Genomic DNA, 15444 nt, shown 5'->3' on the forward strand with positions numbered 1-15444 from the left:
GAGGAATGAGACGGAAGAAGAATGGGACATTTTGGGAGGGAGGACCGGGGGCCCGGATTTTCGGCCTCCTCTTTGAGGAAGAGGGATTCTGCCTGGCCTGCGGGGAGAGGGGGAAGGCCCTGTCCGGAGGCCTCTGCCCTTCCTGCCGGGCGGCCATCGACCGGACCTCCACCTGCCGGAAGCTGACGGAAGAGGCGGACTTTACGGTCTTTTCCGCTTCCTTCTACAACCACTTCCTCCGGGACCAATTTGCAGACTACAAGTTTTCAGGGAAGAGCTATAAGGAAGAGATCTTCGTCTCGATTTTGGATGACTATATGAAAGACCACCCTGTTCTTTCCCGGGCCGGATGGCTGACCTACCTTCCCATGCGGCAACGGCGGGAGACCCTCCGGGCCTACAACCCGGCCCTGAACTTCGCCCGTGGCCTGGCCATGAGGAGAGGGCTGGTCCTGGTCCATGCCCTGCGGAAGGCCCGGGAATCCCGGGAGCAGCACACTCTCTCCCGCCGGGACCGGATGGACAATGTCCGGGGATCCTATATCCTGGCCGAGGAGGATGGTTTTTTATCCGCTGAATTTTTTATAGGGAAGGAAATAGTCACCGGAAGGGTCCGGGTTGAGGACCTGATGGACCAGGAAGGCATCCTGGTGGATGATTTGGTGACGACCGGCCGGACCATGGTGGCAGGGGCGGGTCCCCTGCTGGAGCGAGGGATCCCTATCTATGGCCTCAGCCTGGCTTCGGCCTCCTATCCGAATAATGACCAGAAGGAGAATTGATATGAGAACCGTACTCGTGGAACCATTGACCATCAGCCAAGACATCCTGGACGCTTTCCGGGAGGCTTTGGGGCAGGATGGACACTCTTTTACCGCCTATGAGACCAAGCCCGCCTCCACCCAGGAGTGGTTGGACCGGGTGGGGGATGCCGACCAGGTCATCATGGCCAACACCCCCATGCCGGAGGAAGTGGTGGAGTCGGCCAAGAATCTCAAATACATCAACGTGGCCTTTACGGGATTGGACCACATTCCCTTGGAGGCCTGCAAGGCCAAGGGGATCCAGGTGTCCAATGCCGCCGGCTATTCGGATGAAGGGGTGGCAGAGTTGGTTGTCGGCATGACCATCTCCCTCCTCCGGCAAATCAAAGAGGCCGACCGGGCCATCCGCCGGGGAGGAAAAGCGGCGGACTTCCTGGGCGGTGAAGTTGCCGGTCGGACGGTGGGGATCATCGGGACCGGGAAGATCGGGACCCGGGTGGCTCAGGTCTTTCAGGCCCTAGGCGCCCGCCTGGTTGGCTACAACCGGTCCGTCCACCAGGACCTGGTCGATATGGGGATGGATTACCTGAGCCTGGAGGACCTCCTCCGCCAGGCGGACATCGTCACGGTCCACCTCCCCCAGAACGAGGAGACCCGGAACACCATCACGGCCAAGGAGCTGGCCCTCATGAAGGAGACGGCCATCCTCATCAACTGTGCCCGGGGACCTATCGTCAACAGCAAGGCCCTGGCCCGGGCTCTGGCCGAGGGGAAGATCGCCGGGGCCGGGGTGGATGTCTTTGACCGGGAGCCTCCCTTGGATGAGTCCGAGCCCTTGTTGACCGCCCCCCATGTCCTCCTGACCCCCCATGTGGCCTATTTCACCCAAGAGGCTATGGCCAAGCGGGCCGACATCGTCCTGAAGAATGCCCAAGACTTCCTGGAGGGCCGGCCCGTCCAAAGCCGGGTCCTGTAATAGAAAGAGAGCAGCGATTTGAACATCTATCTTATCCGCCATGGCAGGTCCCTGTCCAATATGGCCAACACCTACAGCGACGGGTCCACAGAGCTGGATCCTCAGTATCTGGATGAGCTCAAGCCGGCCAAGGCCTATTTGAACAAAATCCATTTTGATGGCATTTTCACCTCCGACTACACCCGCTGCATCCAGACGGCGGAGGCTCTGGGCTATCCGGATGCGGTTCGTGAGCCCCGCCTTCGGGAGCGGTCCTTCGGGGTATTCGAGGGCCTGACACCGACCCAGGTTTGGGACCAGTACCAGGCGGACTATGCCGCCCTCTGTGCCAACCCCGTTACCTATGCGGCTCCGGAGGGGGAGACCTATGAGGAGGTCTGCCGGCGGGTTTGGTCGGTTTTGGACGAGCTGTCGGCCAAGGAGCGGGCCTCCTTTGTGGCCACCCCCTATGGGATGCGGCCGGATCCGGCTTTCAATGAAAACTACCTTCTGGTCTGCCATTACAATGTCCTTTCTTCGGCCTTGGGCTGGGTCATGGGGACCAACCAGTCCCTCAAGGGCCTGGCTCCCCAGAATGGGGCCATCCTCCAGGTCCAGGTTTATGGGCCGGTCAAGTCGGTCCGCCTTCCCCGGATGGAATTTTTGGCGGAGGACTAGGACAAAAAAAGACCCTGGCCAATTTCCTGACCAGGGTTTTGTCATTGATCGCTCGTATTGGATTTCTCCCGGAAGTCCTCCATATAGCCCATAACCTTGACCACATACCGGTCCGTCTCTCCATAGGGGATCCGGTAGAGGGTCCGGCCATCCTTGGAATACTCCGGATCCTCCAGCCATTTCTGGGTGATGTTGGGGCCGGCATTGTAGGCGGCCAGGACGGTGGGGATGACCCCGTCAAAGCGCTTCATCAGGTAGGAGAGGTACCAACAGCCGTAGTCTATGTTGGTTTCCGGCTGGTAGAGGTCATCGGGGTCGAAGTCCAGCCCCCTTTTTCGGGCGATATAGCGGCCGGTATCGGGCATAACCTGCATGAGCCCTCGGGCGCCGACCGGGGACTCGGCCATGGGCTTGAAGGCGGATTCCTGCTGGATGACCCCGGCCACCAAATAGGGGGAGAGGCCATATTCTTGGGCCTTAGGGATGAAGAGGTCGTGGTAGGGGAGGTCGGAAACGGTATGTCTCCGGTAGGCCAGGGGCCCCCAATTGACCAGATAATAGAAGAAGGCCATAGCCAAGACCAGGACCAGGAGGAGGTAGATGGGGGCCCTTGACCGCTTGAGGGGGTCGGGCCTCCTCCGCCGGGTGGACCTGGCGGAGGGTCTATGGGGCTTGGGGGTCTTTTTCTGCATAATTTTCCTCCTGATGGTCGTTAGTTCTTTATTATTACCCATTCGGAATGAATAAATAAAACAAATGAGGAGAAAAAGAATGAAAACACCTTATATTATTTGCTATGGTTTTCGCGGCGATCGCTTTGAGAAGTTAAAAGACCTGGCCACACGGTCGGGCTTCGGCCTCCGGCCGGTGTCGGATGAGGAGTTTTCCATGACGGTGGAGGACCTCATGGTGGATGGCCCCATTGATAACGACCGGGTCCAGGAGCCCGTGGCGGACCGGGACCTGGAGCATGAGCTCTTTGTGGGCATGGGGGGAGAGGCCCTGTCGGATTTCCTGGACCTCTGCCAGGAGGAGGATTTTTATATCCCCCTCAAGGCGGGCCTGACCGAAACCAACCGGAAGTGGCCCTATGCCAAGCTGGTGGAGGAAAATGCCAAGGAGCATGAGTTCATGAAGCGGATGACCCTGGCTAACAAGGGGTTGGTCGTTGCCCGGGCCCTTCATGAGGAGGAGGCGGATGAGGAACTCATGGCCCTGGCCAAGGAGATGGAGGCCTTCCTGGAAGATCCCAAGGAAGAGGACATCCCCCGTTTTGATGACCTCTACCCCCGCTTCATGAACAAGGTCCAGGCCCTGCTCAAGGAAAGAAAGAAGATCTGATGGATATTGATGTGGTGGTGGCCGTCTTCTGCGACCGCCCGGAAAGGCCCGGGCGGATCTTCGGGACGGAGAAGGGCTATGGCCCCTACAAAGGCTACTGGGAATTTCCGGGCGGGAAGGTCAAGCCGGGGGAGAGCCCGGAGGAGGCCCTCCGGCGGGAGATCCGGGAGGAGCTGGAGGTGGACATGGAAATCCTGGGCCTCTACCGGAAGGCGGTCCATGACTACCCGGAATACCGGGTCCGGCTCTCCCTCTATTGGGCCAGGCCTCTGGGAGAAATGACCCTGGTGGAGGCCAGCCAGGGCCGGTGGCTGACCGGAGAGGAGTTGGATCCCTTGGCCTGGCTGGAGGGGACCCGCCCCATCATTGAAGAGCTGAAGGTCATTATGGGAAAAGATTCTATTTCTTCGGATTCACCCCTTGGAGAAAACGCAGACCCTCTTCAAAAACACTAGACCAGAAGATCCAGTCATGGTCGCCTTCTTCGAAGTGGATATGGGCTTTGACCCCTTCCTTTTCCAGCTTTTCCGCCAGGCGGAGGTTGGAGGGGTAGAGGAAGTCCGATTTTCCACAGAAGAGGGCGATTTTTCCATTTTTAGGGAAGGTCCGGTCAAAGAGGGCGTCGAAGGATTCCTGGAGGATGGGGTCCAGGCTCTCCCGACCCACCCGGTAGGGGTCGGCTTTGGACAATTCCTGCATGAGGGGGATGTCGAAGGCCCCCGAAAAAGAAGCACAGGAGGAAAAGAGGTCGGGGTGCTTGGCGTAGAGGTTGGCCGCTCCATAGCCCCCCATGGATACGCCGAGGACGGACCAGCGGGACCGGTCGGGGAGCTTGAAGTGGCGGTCGAGGTAGTCGGGGAGTTCTGCGGTGATGTAGTCCTCATAAGGATAGACGCCGTTAAGGTAGAAGGACCGGTCGGCCTGGGGGAGGACGAAGGTCATGTTGTAGGTGTCGGCAAAAAACTGGATGGGTGTCTTGGCGTAGAGCTGTTCATAGCCGGCGGAAAGGGCATGAAGGCCAAAGACCAGTCGGGGTTCCAGGCCCGGCAGGGTGTAGGGCGTACCTTCTTCCGGCATCACCATGATGAAGGGGTTAGATTTGCCCAGGGTCTGGGAGCGAAAGCTGCAGTGAATGGTGGACATGGTTGCCTCCTTAGTCGCGTAATCTTATCGTCGGGGAATGTGGTTTTCGGCAAAACGAACGGTTTTAACCAGGTAGTCCATGGCCTCCACCGGATAGGCCCCGGCGGCGGTTTCGCCGGTGATCATAACGGCACTCGCCCCGTCCCAGACGGCATTGGCAATATCGGAAACCTCCGCCCGGGTGGGAATGGGGTTTTGGATCATGGAATCCAGCATTTGGGTGACCACCATGAAGGGCCGGCCCGCCTCCCGGCACTTTTTGGCCACTTCTTTTTGGACCCAGGGCAGCTCCCAAAGGGGGAGGGCGGTGCCCAGGTCCCCTCGGGCGATGACCATGGTGTCGGCCAGGGGAATGAGGTCGTCGAGGGCATCCAGGCCCTGTCGGTTTTCCAGCTTGGCCAGGATCCGGACCTCCGGGTTCCCTGACTTGTCCAGGGCCTCCCTCAGGTCCACGAGGTCCCGGGCCGACCGGACAAAGGGAAGCATGACTTCGCCCACCCCCATGTCGGAAAAGAGAGCCATATTCTCACGATCCGCCGGAGTCAGGGCTGGCATGGGAACCCGGCAACCCGGCAGGGCCAGGCTCTTCCGCCCGCCCAGGAGACCGGCTTGGCGGACCCGGGCCATGAGTCGCCCCTCCCCGGGAAGGACTTCCAGGAGGATCTTCCCATCATCCATCCGGATCTCCTGGCCCGGCCGGAGGAAGTCTTTGCATTCTTTGGGAAGGACCGGGCCATCCGCCTCACCCTCCTGGGCCGGGCTATCCCCCGAAAAATAGAGGGGGAGGTCCTGGCCCTTTTCCAAAGAAAGAGGCCGGGTTCGGATCCCGGTCCGAAGTTCCGGCCCCTGGAGATCAACAAGGAGAGACACCGCACTCCCGGCCTCCCTCTCCGCCTGATGAAGGACCCGGATCCATGGCTCAGCCTGGGCCAGGCCGGTGTGGGACAGGTTGAGGCGGATGCCGGTCATGCCGGCTTCGATCATCTCTTTCAGACAGGACACCCGGGCACAAGCCGGGCCCAGGGTTCCATAGATTTCTATCATGCCAAGCTCCTTTCTTTGGAAAAGCTCACTCAGGAAGATCTTACCATAGCAGAGCCGACAGTGTTAAAAAAACGTTTACAACTCACCATAGATAGTCATATAATGTGAATTAGATAAGCGGATGAAAAGTATTTTTCACAAGAATTTTTTCGAACTAGGAAAAGCAGCCTTTATATGTTCGTGTCTCAAGTTTGAGTTTCCGGTTTTTGAACCATTAAAAATAAGAAAACGTAGACTATATATTCAATGAAAGGAGGGTTTTTGGTAGGGGCTATTTAAGAAATTCGAAAGGAGCTGTCAATGAAAAAGTATTTTAAATACGTAACTGTAAAAAGGCTGGTTCTATCGTTTCTTATATTCACTTTTTTGGCATCAGGCCTAACTTACGCTTTTACACAATCGGCCACAGTTAATCGAAATCAGAAAGATTGGTTAAAAAGAGGGGGCATGTATGTAGAATACGATTTTGGATCATGGCTTCCTAACGATGATGCCTGGTTAAAAGCAGAAATCAATTCTTCCTCCTACCAAACATCAATTTGTGAAGCTTGGGCAGGCGGTAAACATGCAGTAGATACTGGACGCCGGGCAATTGTTGAGCTTTCAGGCGTTGATTATTTTGATTCTGGTTCATATTCGAAGACAAAAAATAGCGAAGGTCAGCTCTATTTAAGAGTCCGTTAAAGAGTGGAAGGAGGGGGGCTTGTATAGTTACTATACAAGCCCCACATATTCATGAGAAGAATGATGCGTTATTTCCAGATCTTTAGCCGACCTCTATATGTTCCTATCCTCATTATTTTAAGTTTTATTTTATCCTTCAGCCTTCTTCTTTTCTTTAGTAATGCCGAAATCTCCGGCTATGCGGCTCGTGTCGTTGATGGAAAAGGGGACTATGTTCTTCCTCTACGCTTTACCCTGAGCGACATGGATGAAAAAGCAGGAAAAGTACTCCTTGATATTCCGGGCGTCCGCAACTTTCAGTGGTCTGCCTCTACGGAAGGGGAGGAAGGAATCACAGTACTATCCCAGAATTCTTATCTGTCGACCGATTTGCTGAAAAAGCTGGAGGAAAACCCGAAAGGGGTTATCGTCCCAGCAGGTTATCAAAGGGTGACGGGAAAAGACCGGTTGATGATTGAGGGTCAAGAATTTTTAATCATCGGTGAAGATGATCAGAATATTAGTTATGAAAAAGGTCGGCCCCTGCGGGTTTACATCAGTCCTGCTTCCTTCTCAAAAATGGGGTTCTCACAGGTTTTTGTTCAATTATTTTTAGAGGGATTTCCCAGCAGTCAGGAGATGGGCAAAATTGTTGAAGCTCTTCAAAGTCAAGGGATGTCCATTGGAGAGATTGCAGTTCCAGATTTTGAAAATGATTTAATGGTGAAACAGAAGGGGGCTCTTTTACTCTACTTAATGGTTCTTTTTATTTTTATTGGCCTAAATATTTTAGCTCTCTTCAACTATGTCCTTTCGACCCGACAAAGAGGGCTCTCGATACTTCGGACTTTTGGATTATCCCAAAGGAAAGGAAGCAGCCTCATTGCATGGGAGATGATGACCTATAGTGCGGTGGCCAGTGTTTTTGTCCTCATCCTCTTCTTTTTGGTTCTCCATCGGTTAAGCCATTATTTTCTTTTTACCGATGTCCTTGTTTTTCTTCTCTTAGCCAATGCAGTAATCTGGTTGGCGACAAAGATAATGGCAAGTATCCTTCTTTCCAAACCCTTGGGAAGCTTGATAAAGGAGAATTGGAATGAATAAATTTCTAAAGATGCTGAGACGCATGATCCTTCAGAACAAGTTTTTTACCTTTGTTCTAGTAGCAGAGGCCTGCTTGACCTTTTTTATCATTACCACTTCCCTGAATCGCTATGACGAAAACAGAGACTTGCTCAAGTACTATCGGGATCGCCCCATTCTTCAAACAAGTATTGTGCGATTTGAGAACACTGACCTTCAGGGGAAGGAAAATGACTGGAAAAAGTCCTTAAAAAAACTAAAAGCTTATCAAGGGAAGGCGGAGATTTTTTCTACGGAGATTGAAGAAAACGGAGAACTGGCCACTCTTACAGTCTATGATCCCATGACGGCCAAAATTTTTATGCCTCATCTCTCCAGTGGTAGATATCCATCGGATTCCTTCACGGAGTCCGGCCAGGTCATTGCATTAGGGAGTACGGCTAAAGGTGCCCAAGGAAATAGCCTTGGTGAAAAAATTCCCTTTTCCATGGTGTGGGATGACCAGGAGAGAGAAAAACCGAATTTTCTAGACAATATGACAATAGAAGGATTGGCTCCTTATCTAGAAACAGAATTATTAAACGATGGCCAGTCTTTTTACTCAGGGGAGGATTTTGACTTAAAGATCATGTTTGCCCAAAAAGATCTGTATGTCAAACACTTTTTAGGTGTTGATGCTCATGTCAAAGGGAACTCTATGGGATTCCAACTTTATTACTTTGACGATACAGCTTCGCCCGATCTTCTGAAGAAACTGGTAGACAAAGGCAAGGAAACAGCACCGACCTACGCTATCAGTGATCTAGCAGATAAGACCCAGAAGATTTTTTCTCAACGTTTGATCAATGACTTGCCCTTTAACTTGACGGTGGGCCTGATCTTCGTTTCCGGATTGGTCAGCTTAGCTATATTAAATGTGAAGAAGCTCCTTCCTCAATTTCGTGTCTACCGGCTCTGTGGAGCCTCTCGTCGATCCTGTTTAGTCATGTACTTTGGAGCCTGTGCTCTCCTTCTGCTTTTCTGTGTCGGCCTTTATATTCTATTCATGCTCTTGACTTATCGTTATGCCAAATTCGGCCGGAGCCTAGCTTATGTCCTGCGCTGGAACCGGGTAGCCTTTCTTGTGGGGCTGAGTTTTGTCCTGGCGGCTCTCATGACCCTTCCCATGGCCCTCTTACTGAAAAAGGAGATAAAATGATCAGCTTAAAAAACCTATCCAAGGTCTATTTCAAAGGAAAGCGCAACGAGAACCTGGTCCTCGACCAAATTAATCTGGACATTGCTCCCGGGGAGTTGATGGCCATCACCGGAAAATCCGGGGCGGGGAAGACCACCCTCCTTCATATGGTGGCGGGTCTGGACCGACCCAGCTCGGGCCACATCTTCTATGACCAACTTGACCTGACCACCCTGAAGGAGCATGAGCTGGCCAACTTCCGGGCTTCTCATGTGGGGATCATCCTCCAGAACTTTGCCCTCCTCCTCAATGAAAGCGTGGAGAGCAATGTTACCCTTCCCCTTCTCTTTCAAAAGGGCCGGAAGAAGAAAGCCATGTCGGTGGAAGAGGTCTTGAATATCTGCCAAATCCCCGGCTTTGAAAAGAGAAAGGTCAAGGAGCTATCCGGAGGCGAGATGCAAAGGGTGGCCATCGCCCGCGCCTTGATTGCCCGGCCCGACATCCTCATTGCGGATGAGCCGACGGGCTCCCTGGATTCCGTCACCTCCATGTCCATCCTTGAACTCCTGAAAAGCCTCCATGATTCGGGCATGACCATCCTCATGGTCACCCATGATGAAGAAATCGCCTCCCTCTGCCAGCGGATCATCCATATCCGCGACGGAAAGTTGATGACCGGCCTCCCCAGTGAGTCATAAAAAAGGGAAAAAGAATAGAAAAATGAAGTTTGGGCACTATTTTCAAGTACAACTTGAAAATAGTGCCCAAATTCAATTCCTCACCTCTCCATCTCATAGAAATTCAAGGTTACCATCTTATCCAGCTTCTCCAGATGGACCTCTTCTCTTTTGATAAAGACAAAACCGGATTTTTCGATCACCCGGTTTGACCCGATATTTTCAACCCTTGCTCTGATGAGTATTTTTTGATAACCACGCTCAAAGAGATAGGCAACCATGGCTTTACAAGCTTCTGTCATGTAGCCCTTTCCCCAATATTTTTTTGCAGAAGAATATCCGATTTCAGGATATCCTTCGGGAGTGATTCTGGGTACATCGATCATTCCCATCACTTCAGAGCTGTCTTTTTTCACGATAGCAAACCGGATCGTATCTTCATCTTCATATTGGCGTAACCAGAGGTCTAAAATTCTTTTGGTATCCTCTTTTGTTCGATGAGTAGGGAAGGTGACGTATTTCGACACCTCTTCATCGGATGCCCAGGCAAAAATGGCATCTAAGTCGCTTTCCTGAAGCTTTCTAAGAACAAGTCTTTCTGTTTCGATCATTATCGCTTCCTCCCTGATTGTTTGAATGGATAGAAATCATGCGTCATGAAGGCATGGTGATAGGGCTTTTGGTGTTTTTATATTTTATCCCTAAAATGATAATAAAGGTAGATTTTGAGGCCCAACATTTTCCCCCTCATTCCCCGATTCCGCAAAATGAGGTGGCTCGGTTTATCCTCCTCATTCCCCGATTCCGCCAAATGAGGGGGCCCAGGTTTTCCCCCTTAATCCCTGATTTCGCCAGATGAGGGGGCTCGGTTTATCCCCCTCATTCCCCGATTCCGCGAGATAAGGGGGCTCGGTTTATCCTCCTCATTCTCCGATTCCGTCAGATAAGGGGGCCCAGGTTTTCCCCCTTAATCCCCGATTTCGCCAGATGAGGGGGCTCAGTTTATCCCCCTCATTCCCCGATTCCATCAAATGAGGAGGCTCCGCATAGCCCCCTTTTTCCCTGATTTCCCCAAATAAGGGGGCCACCAAGGTCAACCCCGCCCGCCCCCGCGCCTTCTGGTCACCGTCCCCTTGCCACGCCCCCACCCCGCCCCAAAATCTCCGCCGAAAGATTGGACAAGGGACCTCTTTTTTTGCTATACTAGTTGAAATTTTGGGTGCAATTGCATAAATCGAGAGGAGTACGATCTTGAAAGAACCATCGAAGAAAGTAGAACTCGGAAAGGAAGCCATTTGGGACGTCCGGTCCCTCTCCATCGGGACCCGGGGTCTCTTAGGACTTCAACATATGTTTGCCATGTTTGGGGCGACCATCTTAGTTCCTCTGTTGACCGGTTTGGATATTTCGACCACCTTATTTATGGCGGGTCTAGGCACTTTATTATTTCATTTATTAACCAAGGGCAAGGTTCCCGCATTTCTCGGATCCTCATTCGCTTTTATCGGAGGCTACGCAGCCGTAGCACCCATGATCAACGATGCGCCCAACCTGGATATGCTCCCCTATGCGTGTGGGGGTGTTTTTTTTGCCGGTCTGGTCTATGTGGTCATTGCGGGATTAGTGAAGGCCTTCGGGGTTTCCCGGGTCATGAAGTACTTCCCCCCTGTGGTCACCGGGCCCATCATCATCTCCATCGGCTTGACTCTGGCTCCCTCTGCCGTGGGGAACGCCTCCACGGACTGGCTCCTGGCCGCCGTCGCCATTGCGGTCATCGTCTACTTCAACATCTGGGGCAAGGGCATGGCCCGGATCATCCCCATCATCCTGGCTATCGTCGCCTCTTATGTGGTTGCCCTCCTTCTGAAGCGGGTGGACTTCTCCTCCATGCAGGCGGCCCAGGCGGTGGCCCTCCCGCTTGACCCCAGCCGGTTCATGAAGCTGGACCCCTCCGCCATCATCTCCATCACCCCCATCGCCCTGGCCACCATGATGGAACACATCGGTGACATCACGGCCATCTCCGCCACCGTCAAGAAAAACTACCTCAAGGATCCCGGCCTCCACCGGACCCTCCTGGGCGACGGCCTGGCCACCTCATTAGCCTCGGCCTTCGGCGCCCCAGCCAACACCACCTACGGAGAAAACACCGGCGTCCTGGTCCTGACCCGAGTCTATGACCCCGCCGTCATGCGCCTGGCTGCCGTCTTCGCCATCATCCTCTCCTTCTTCCCCGTGGTCTCCGGCTTCATCCGGTCCATCCCTATGGCCATCATTGGCGGCGTTTCCCTCATCCTCTACGGGATGATCTCCGCTGTCGGCGTCCGGAACCTGGTCGAGAACCAGGTGGACTTCACCAAGTCCCGGAACCTCATCGTTGCGGCGGCCATCTTCGTCTCCGCCTTGGGCTTCACCGGTAGCGTATCCGGACTTTCCTTCGATGTTTTCGGCACCACCATCACCCTGTCCGGACTGGCCATTGCCGCTCTGGTCGGCATCCTCCTGAATGCCCTCCTCCCCGGCAAGGACTACGACTTCTCTGACGACCATCCGACCCCCACCGGCGTCAACTTCTCCGGAACCGATGCGACCTTCAAGGGTAAGCCCTACAACTGGTCTTACAGTGACGGCGAAGAGCCTACCGGCCAATTCGACTAATAAAAAAAGAAGCCTAAAGAAAGAGCCCGGCAAAAGGAATCAGCCGGGCTTTTTTCTATGGTAAAATGGAGTGACATGGACCGGTAAGGAGGGGAAAATGGGGGAAAACTACCAATTGATCTTGGACCAAATCCTCGAAGGCATTCAAGCAGAGGGGCGGACTCCCCGCCTCCTCCTTCACTCCTGCTGTGGACCCTGCTCCACCTATGTCTTGGACTACCTGTCCGACTATTTTGAAATCACCGTCTACTACTACAACCCCAACATCTACCCCAAGGAGGAATATGACTTTCGGGAGGCCGAGCAGGAGGACCTCATCCGTCGCCTGCCCAGCAAGTACCCCATCCATTTTCAGCGGGCAACCTACGATCCCGAGGACTACTACCAAAAGATCCGAGGCCATGAGGGGGATCCCGAGAGGGGAGACCGGTGCAGCCTTTGCTACCGGCTCCGCCTGGAAGAAGCCGCCCGGTGGGCCAAAGAGGGGGGCTACGACTACTTCACCACCACCCTCTCCCTTTCGCCCCACAAGGACGCCCAAAGGCTCAACGCCATCGGGAGGGATCTGGAAGAAGAATATGGGGTGGCCTATCTCTACTCAGACTTCAAGAAGAGAAACGGCTTCAAGCGGTCCAAGGAAATGACGGATGAATATGGGATGTACCGACAAGATTATTGTGGCTGCCTTTTTTCCTACCAAGCCCGCCGGGCTCATGAGGCGGAAAGAATTCGGCAAGATAAAGAGAGAAGGGGGGGAAGGTGGCCCGGCCACCTAAGCATGATGAAAACGTGGATTCAAGATAATCAAGAAAAGATTTTTGATAAGGTTGCCCTCATCTATAAGATCCTGGCCGTGATTTCCGGCATCGGGATGGCCCTGAAGATTCTTTCCGTATTGGGGATTGGACTGGTTGGCACCATCGTCTCCTTCGGCCTTTTCCTCCCCATCGCCGGGGTTATGGCTGTCCTTGCCATCCCTATCATCCTCGTTCTTTTCGGGATCCGGGTCTTCCTCTTCTGGATGGCGGGTCGGTCTGCCCAGGCCCTCCCCCTGAAGGCTGACCGACTCCAGCAATTCGCCGGCATCCTCCTGGTCTTTGCCATCATCGGCTTCCTCTTTTCCGGCGACTCCTCTTTTAATCGGACCATGGCCCTGGCCGAAGTGATTTTCCATGGCTTTATTTTATACGCCCTCTCCGTCACCCGCGGGGAAGGGCCGAATTCCGGGGATGACCCATACCGCCGTCCCCTATAAAAAATGTTGTCTCTGAACCTGTGTATTGAATGAAAGGAGCCGGACATGAGCCGTGCAGACCTAATTTTTAAAGAGAATTGTCGTGAAATCCTCAACCATGGCGTATCGGATGAGGGGATGGAGGTCCGCCCACGCTGGCAGGACGGCAGCCCCGCCCACACCATCAAAAAATTCGGCCTGGTCAACCGCTACGACCTGTCCGAGGAATTCCCCATCCAGACCATCCGAAAGATCAACTTCAAGGCCCTCTATGATGAGCTGCTTTGGATCTGGCAGAAGAAGTCCAATAATGTCAAGGACCTGGGGTCCAAGATTTGGGACCAGTGGGCCGATGAGAAGGGGTCCATCGGCAAGGCCTATGGCTATCAATTGGGCCTAAAGCACAAGTATCCCGAGGGAGAAATGGACCAGGTGGACCGGGTCCTCTTTAACCTCAAGAACAACCCCGCTTCCCGGCGGATCCTGACCAACATCTTCAACTTCGAGGACCTCCATGAGATGGCCCTCTACCCCTGTGCCTATTCCATGACCTTCAACGTCTCCGGCGACACCCTCAACGCCATCCTGAACCAGCGGTCCCAGGATATGCTGGTGGCCAACTCCTGGAACGTCTCCCAGTATGCCCTCCTGGTCCATATGTTCGCCCAGGTTTCAGGCCTTAAAGCTGGCGAGCTGGTCCATGTTATCGCCGATGCCCATATCTACGACCGCCACATCCCCATCGTGGAGAAGCTCCTGGACCAGGAAGATTTTCCGGCCCCCAAGCTGGTCATCGATGAGTCCATCACCGACTTCTATGCCTTCGATGCCGACTCCTTCCGCCTGGAGGGCTATGAGCATGGCCCCAATATCAAGGGGATCCCTGTTGCAGAATAATCCCCTTCTTTCACAAAAAAGCCTCCCGTCCACCAGGATGGGAGGCTTTTCTTATTCTTTTCTTATTTTAATAGATCGGTGACTTGACCGAGGTTGAGCTCAAAGGAGACACCCCGCTGGAGATAGTCGGGTTGGTAGCGGGTGTTGAGCATGGCATCATGAACGAACTTGGAAGCAAAGCGGACGGCACTTTCCAGGTCCTTTCCGGTATAGAGGGCGGCGATCAGGGAGGAAGCATAGAGATCCCCGGTCCCGTGGATAAAGAAATCCAGGAGGTCTTCCGAAACGGCAGTCATTTCGCTGTCCTGGCCTTGGATGTAGTTGATGATTTTCCCTTCTTTTTGGATCCCTTTTAGAACAACAACTTTAGCCCCCATTTCCAGCAAAGCATCCAGAATGAGGTGGACCTGCTTTTCATCGGGACTTTGACCGGGGTAGTCCATCCCGGTTAAAATACCGGCTTCTGTCAGATTAGGAAGGAGAAGGTCAGCTCCATCCACCAGGTCTTTCATCTTTTCACACATCTCTTCCGAGTACGTCGGATACCGCTGTCCACCATCGCCCATGACGGGGTCAACTAAACGGAGGGCATGAGGATAGTCCTGGTAGATGGACTGGATGATTTCCACCTGTTCGGCGGAACCCAGAAAGCCGGAATATACTCCATCCAGGGCCATATTGGCCCCGTTCTTCCAGTGGTTCAATACCTTGGGCAGGAAGTCCGTCGTATCATGCATGACGAAGTCCGAATAGAGAGTATGGGTGGAGAAAAGCGAGGTGGGCAAGGGACAGACATCAACGCCGGCAGCGGATAGGAGGGGGATAGCCACTCCAAGGGAGCATTTCCCATAGCCGCAGAGGTCGTGAACGGCTGCCACTCTGGGGATGTACTTGCCTTGACGCTCATAGAGAATCACATCATTATTTTTTTTCATCATTACCTCCTTGTTTTTTGTGCTCTTGTAGTCTACTCCTGAAAAGGTTTGTAGACAATGCCCCGGTATATTCATTTTTCGCATGAACTCGAAAGGAAAAAAGAATAGTTTTTTCTCCCTCATAACATGAACTTTACAATGGGCCTTTAGAATGAAAAATGAGCATTCCTGTTTGTGTGGATTGCCCCAAAATTA

At 53.5% G+C, this 15444-nt stretch carries 16 protein-coding genes and 1 pseudogene; 12 read left to right on the top strand and 5 right to left on the bottom strand.

Features of this window, described 5'->3' with window-relative positions:
* Positions 1 to 5 precede the first annotated feature (5 nt).
* The 3 genes from HGKM_RS08170 to HGKM_RS02200 are packed head-to-tail and all read left to right on the top strand — an operon-like array spanning position 6 to position 2397.
* On the top strand, positions 6 to 782 hold the full coding sequence (locus tag HGKM_RS08170) for a ComF family protein (RefSeq protein ID WP_019133694.1): 777 nt from the start codon (positions 6 to 8) through the stop codon (positions 780 to 782).
* A 1-nt stretch (position 783) separates the two neighbouring features.
* Positions 784 to 1740 (top strand): NAD(P)-dependent oxidoreductase, encoded by a 957-nt coding sequence (locus HGKM_RS02195; protein WP_034578893.1) that lies wholly within the window; start codon positions 784 to 786, stop codon positions 1738 to 1740.
* Between the two features lie 18 nt (positions 1741 to 1758).
* A complete protein-coding gene (locus HGKM_RS02200; RefSeq protein WP_019133696.1) occupies positions 1759 to 2397 on the top strand; it encodes a histidine phosphatase family protein in 639 nt (212 codons plus the stop codon).
* 41 nt (positions 2398 to 2438) lie between these two features.
* Here the strand turns inward: HGKM_RS02200 and HGKM_RS02205 are convergent, their stop codons facing one another.
* Positions 2439 to 3089, bottom strand: a complete 651-nt coding sequence (locus HGKM_RS02205) for a lytic transglycosylase domain-containing protein (RefSeq protein ID WP_019133697.1) — start codon at positions 3087 to 3089, stop codon at positions 2439 to 2441.
* 79 nt (positions 3090 to 3168) lie between these two features.
* Between HGKM_RS02205 and HGKM_RS02210 the strand changes: the two genes are divergently transcribed.
* Positions 3169 to 3738 (top strand): DUF3783 domain-containing protein, encoded by a 570-nt coding sequence (locus HGKM_RS02210; protein ID WP_019133698.1) that lies wholly within the window; start codon positions 3169 to 3171, stop codon positions 3736 to 3738.
* Positions 3738 to 4193 carry a (deoxy)nucleoside triphosphate pyrophosphohydrolase gene (locus HGKM_RS02215; RefSeq protein ID WP_019133699.1) on the top strand — a complete coding sequence of 152 codons (456 nt, stop codon included), beginning with the start codon at positions 3738 to 3740 and terminating at the stop codon, positions 4191 to 4193. Before HGKM_RS02210 ends, HGKM_RS02215 begins: the two co-directional genes overlap by 1 nt.
* On the opposite strand, the gene HGKM_RS02220 is transcribed toward HGKM_RS02215, so the two are convergent.
* Positions 4138 to 4881, bottom strand: a complete 744-nt coding sequence (locus HGKM_RS02220) for an alpha/beta hydrolase (protein WP_019133700.1) — start codon at positions 4879 to 4881, stop codon at positions 4138 to 4140. The two genes, HGKM_RS02215 and HGKM_RS02220, sit on opposite strands and share 56 nt — an antisense overlap.
* 24 nt (positions 4882 to 4905) lie before the next feature.
* Positions 4906 to 5925, bottom strand: coding sequence for a pyruvate kinase (gene pyk, locus HGKM_RS02225; protein WP_019133701.1), 1020 nt, complete (start codon positions 5923 to 5925; stop codon positions 4906 to 4908).
* 300 nt (positions 5926 to 6225) lie between these two features.
* On the opposite strand from pyk, the gene HGKM_RS02230 reads away from it, so the two are divergent.
* From HGKM_RS02230 to HGKM_RS02245, 4 genes are all read left to right on the top strand, one after another.
* A complete protein-coding gene (locus tag HGKM_RS02230) occupies positions 6226 to 6609 on the top strand; it encodes a hypothetical protein (RefSeq protein WP_019133702.1) in 384 nt (127 codons plus the stop codon).
* Between the two features lie 63 nt (positions 6610 to 6672).
* Complete coding sequence (locus HGKM_RS02235; RefSeq protein WP_019133703.1) at positions 6673 to 7692, top strand: ABC transporter permease family protein; 1020 nt, start codon at positions 6673 to 6675, stop codon at positions 7690 to 7692.
* Entirely contained in the window at positions 7685 to 8869 is a 1185-nt protein-coding gene (locus HGKM_RS02240; protein ID WP_019133704.1) for an ABC transporter permease, read from the top strand. Before HGKM_RS02235 ends, HGKM_RS02240 begins: the two co-directional genes overlap by 8 nt.
* Entirely contained in the window at positions 8866 to 9546 is a 681-nt protein-coding gene (locus tag HGKM_RS02245) for an ABC transporter ATP-binding protein (protein WP_019133705.1), read from the top strand. The genes HGKM_RS02240 and HGKM_RS02245 overlap by 4 nt, the downstream gene beginning before the upstream one ends.
* An 80-nt stretch (positions 9547 to 9626) precedes the next feature.
* Here the strand turns inward: HGKM_RS02245 and HGKM_RS02250 are convergent, their stop codons facing one another.
* Positions 9627 to 10136 (bottom strand): GNAT family N-acetyltransferase, encoded by a 510-nt coding sequence (locus HGKM_RS02250; RefSeq protein ID WP_019133706.1) that lies wholly within the window; start codon positions 10134 to 10136, stop codon positions 9627 to 9629.
* Positions 10137 to 10776: 640 nt separating this feature from the next.
* Here HGKM_RS02250 and HGKM_RS02255 point away from each other — a divergent pair.
* The 3 genes and pseudogenes from HGKM_RS02255 (at position 10777) to thyA (ending at position 14314) form a co-directional block, all read left to right on the top strand.
* On the top strand, positions 10777 to 12183 hold the full coding sequence (locus tag HGKM_RS02255) for a uracil-xanthine permease family protein (protein ID WP_019133709.1): 1407 nt from the start codon (positions 10777 to 10779) through the stop codon (positions 12181 to 12183).
* 97 nt (positions 12184 to 12280) lie between these two features.
* Positions 12281 to 12919, top strand: a pseudogene (locus tag HGKM_RS08990) (epoxyqueuosine reductase QueH); the annotation flags it as partial.
* Between the two features lie 564 nt (positions 12920 to 13483).
* Positions 13484 to 14314 (top strand): thymidylate synthase, encoded by an 831-nt coding sequence (gene thyA, locus HGKM_RS02265; protein ID WP_019133711.1) that lies wholly within the window; start codon positions 13484 to 13486, stop codon positions 14312 to 14314.
* 62 nt (positions 14315 to 14376) lie between these two features.
* Here thyA and HGKM_RS02270 read toward each other — a convergent pair whose 3' ends face one another.
* Complete coding sequence (locus tag HGKM_RS02270; RefSeq protein WP_019133712.1) at positions 14377 to 15249, bottom strand: pyridoxamine kinase; 873 nt, start codon at positions 15247 to 15249, stop codon at positions 14377 to 14379.
* Positions 15250 to 15444: the final 195 nt, after the last annotated feature.

Source organism: Kallipyga massiliensis ph2, assembly GCF_000311985.1.
GTDB lineage: Bacteria > Bacillota > Clostridia > Tissierellales > Peptoniphilaceae > Kallipyga > Kallipyga massiliensis.

Excerpts from the sequence above, each read along its gene's own strand:
- HGKM_RS02230 (WP_019133702.1), top strand. The coding sequence starts at position 6,226 with ATGAAAAAGTATTTTAAATACGTAACTGTAAAAAGGCTGGTTCTATCG.
- HGKM_RS02270 (WP_019133712.1), bottom strand. The coding sequence starts at position 15,249 with ATGAAAAAAAATAATGATGTGATTCTCTATGAGCGTCAAGGCAAGTAC.
- thyA (WP_019133711.1), top strand. The coding sequence starts at position 13,484 with ATGAGCCGTGCAGACCTAATTTTTAAAGAGAATTGTCGTGAAATCCTC.
- HGKM_RS02250 (WP_019133706.1), bottom strand. The coding sequence starts at position 10,136 with ATGATCGAAACAGAAAGACTTGTTCTTAGAAAGCTTCAGGAAAGCGAC.
- HGKM_RS08170 (WP_019133694.1), top strand. The coding sequence starts at position 6 with ATGAGACGGAAGAAGAATGGGACATTTTGGGAGGGAGGACCGGGGGCC.
- HGKM_RS02195 (WP_034578893.1), top strand. The coding sequence starts at position 784 with ATGAGAACCGTACTCGTGGAACCATTGACCATCAGCCAAGACATCCTG.
- HGKM_RS02210 (WP_019133698.1), top strand. The coding sequence starts at position 3,169 with ATGAAAACACCTTATATTATTTGCTATGGTTTTCGCGGCGATCGCTTT.
- HGKM_RS02235 (WP_019133703.1), top strand. The coding sequence starts at position 6,673 with ATGCGTTATTTCCAGATCTTTAGCCGACCTCTATATGTTCCTATCCTC.
- HGKM_RS02205 (WP_019133697.1), bottom strand. The coding sequence starts at position 3,089 with ATGCAGAAAAAGACCCCCAAGCCCCATAGACCCTCCGCCAGGTCCACC.
- HGKM_RS02220 (WP_019133700.1), bottom strand. The coding sequence starts at position 4,881 with ATGTCCACCATTCACTGCAGCTTTCGCTCCCAGACCCTGGGCAAATCT.
- HGKM_RS02240 (WP_019133704.1), top strand. The coding sequence starts at position 7,685 with ATGAATAAATTTCTAAAGATGCTGAGACGCATGATCCTTCAGAACAAG.
- HGKM_RS02245 (WP_019133705.1), top strand. The coding sequence starts at position 8,866 with ATGATCAGCTTAAAAAACCTATCCAAGGTCTATTTCAAAGGAAAGCGC.
- pyk (WP_019133701.1), bottom strand. The coding sequence starts at position 5,925 with ATGATAGAAATCTATGGAACCCTGGGCCCGGCTTGTGCCCGGGTGTCC.
- HGKM_RS02215 (WP_019133699.1), top strand. The coding sequence starts at position 3,738 with ATGGATATTGATGTGGTGGTGGCCGTCTTCTGCGACCGCCCGGAAAGG.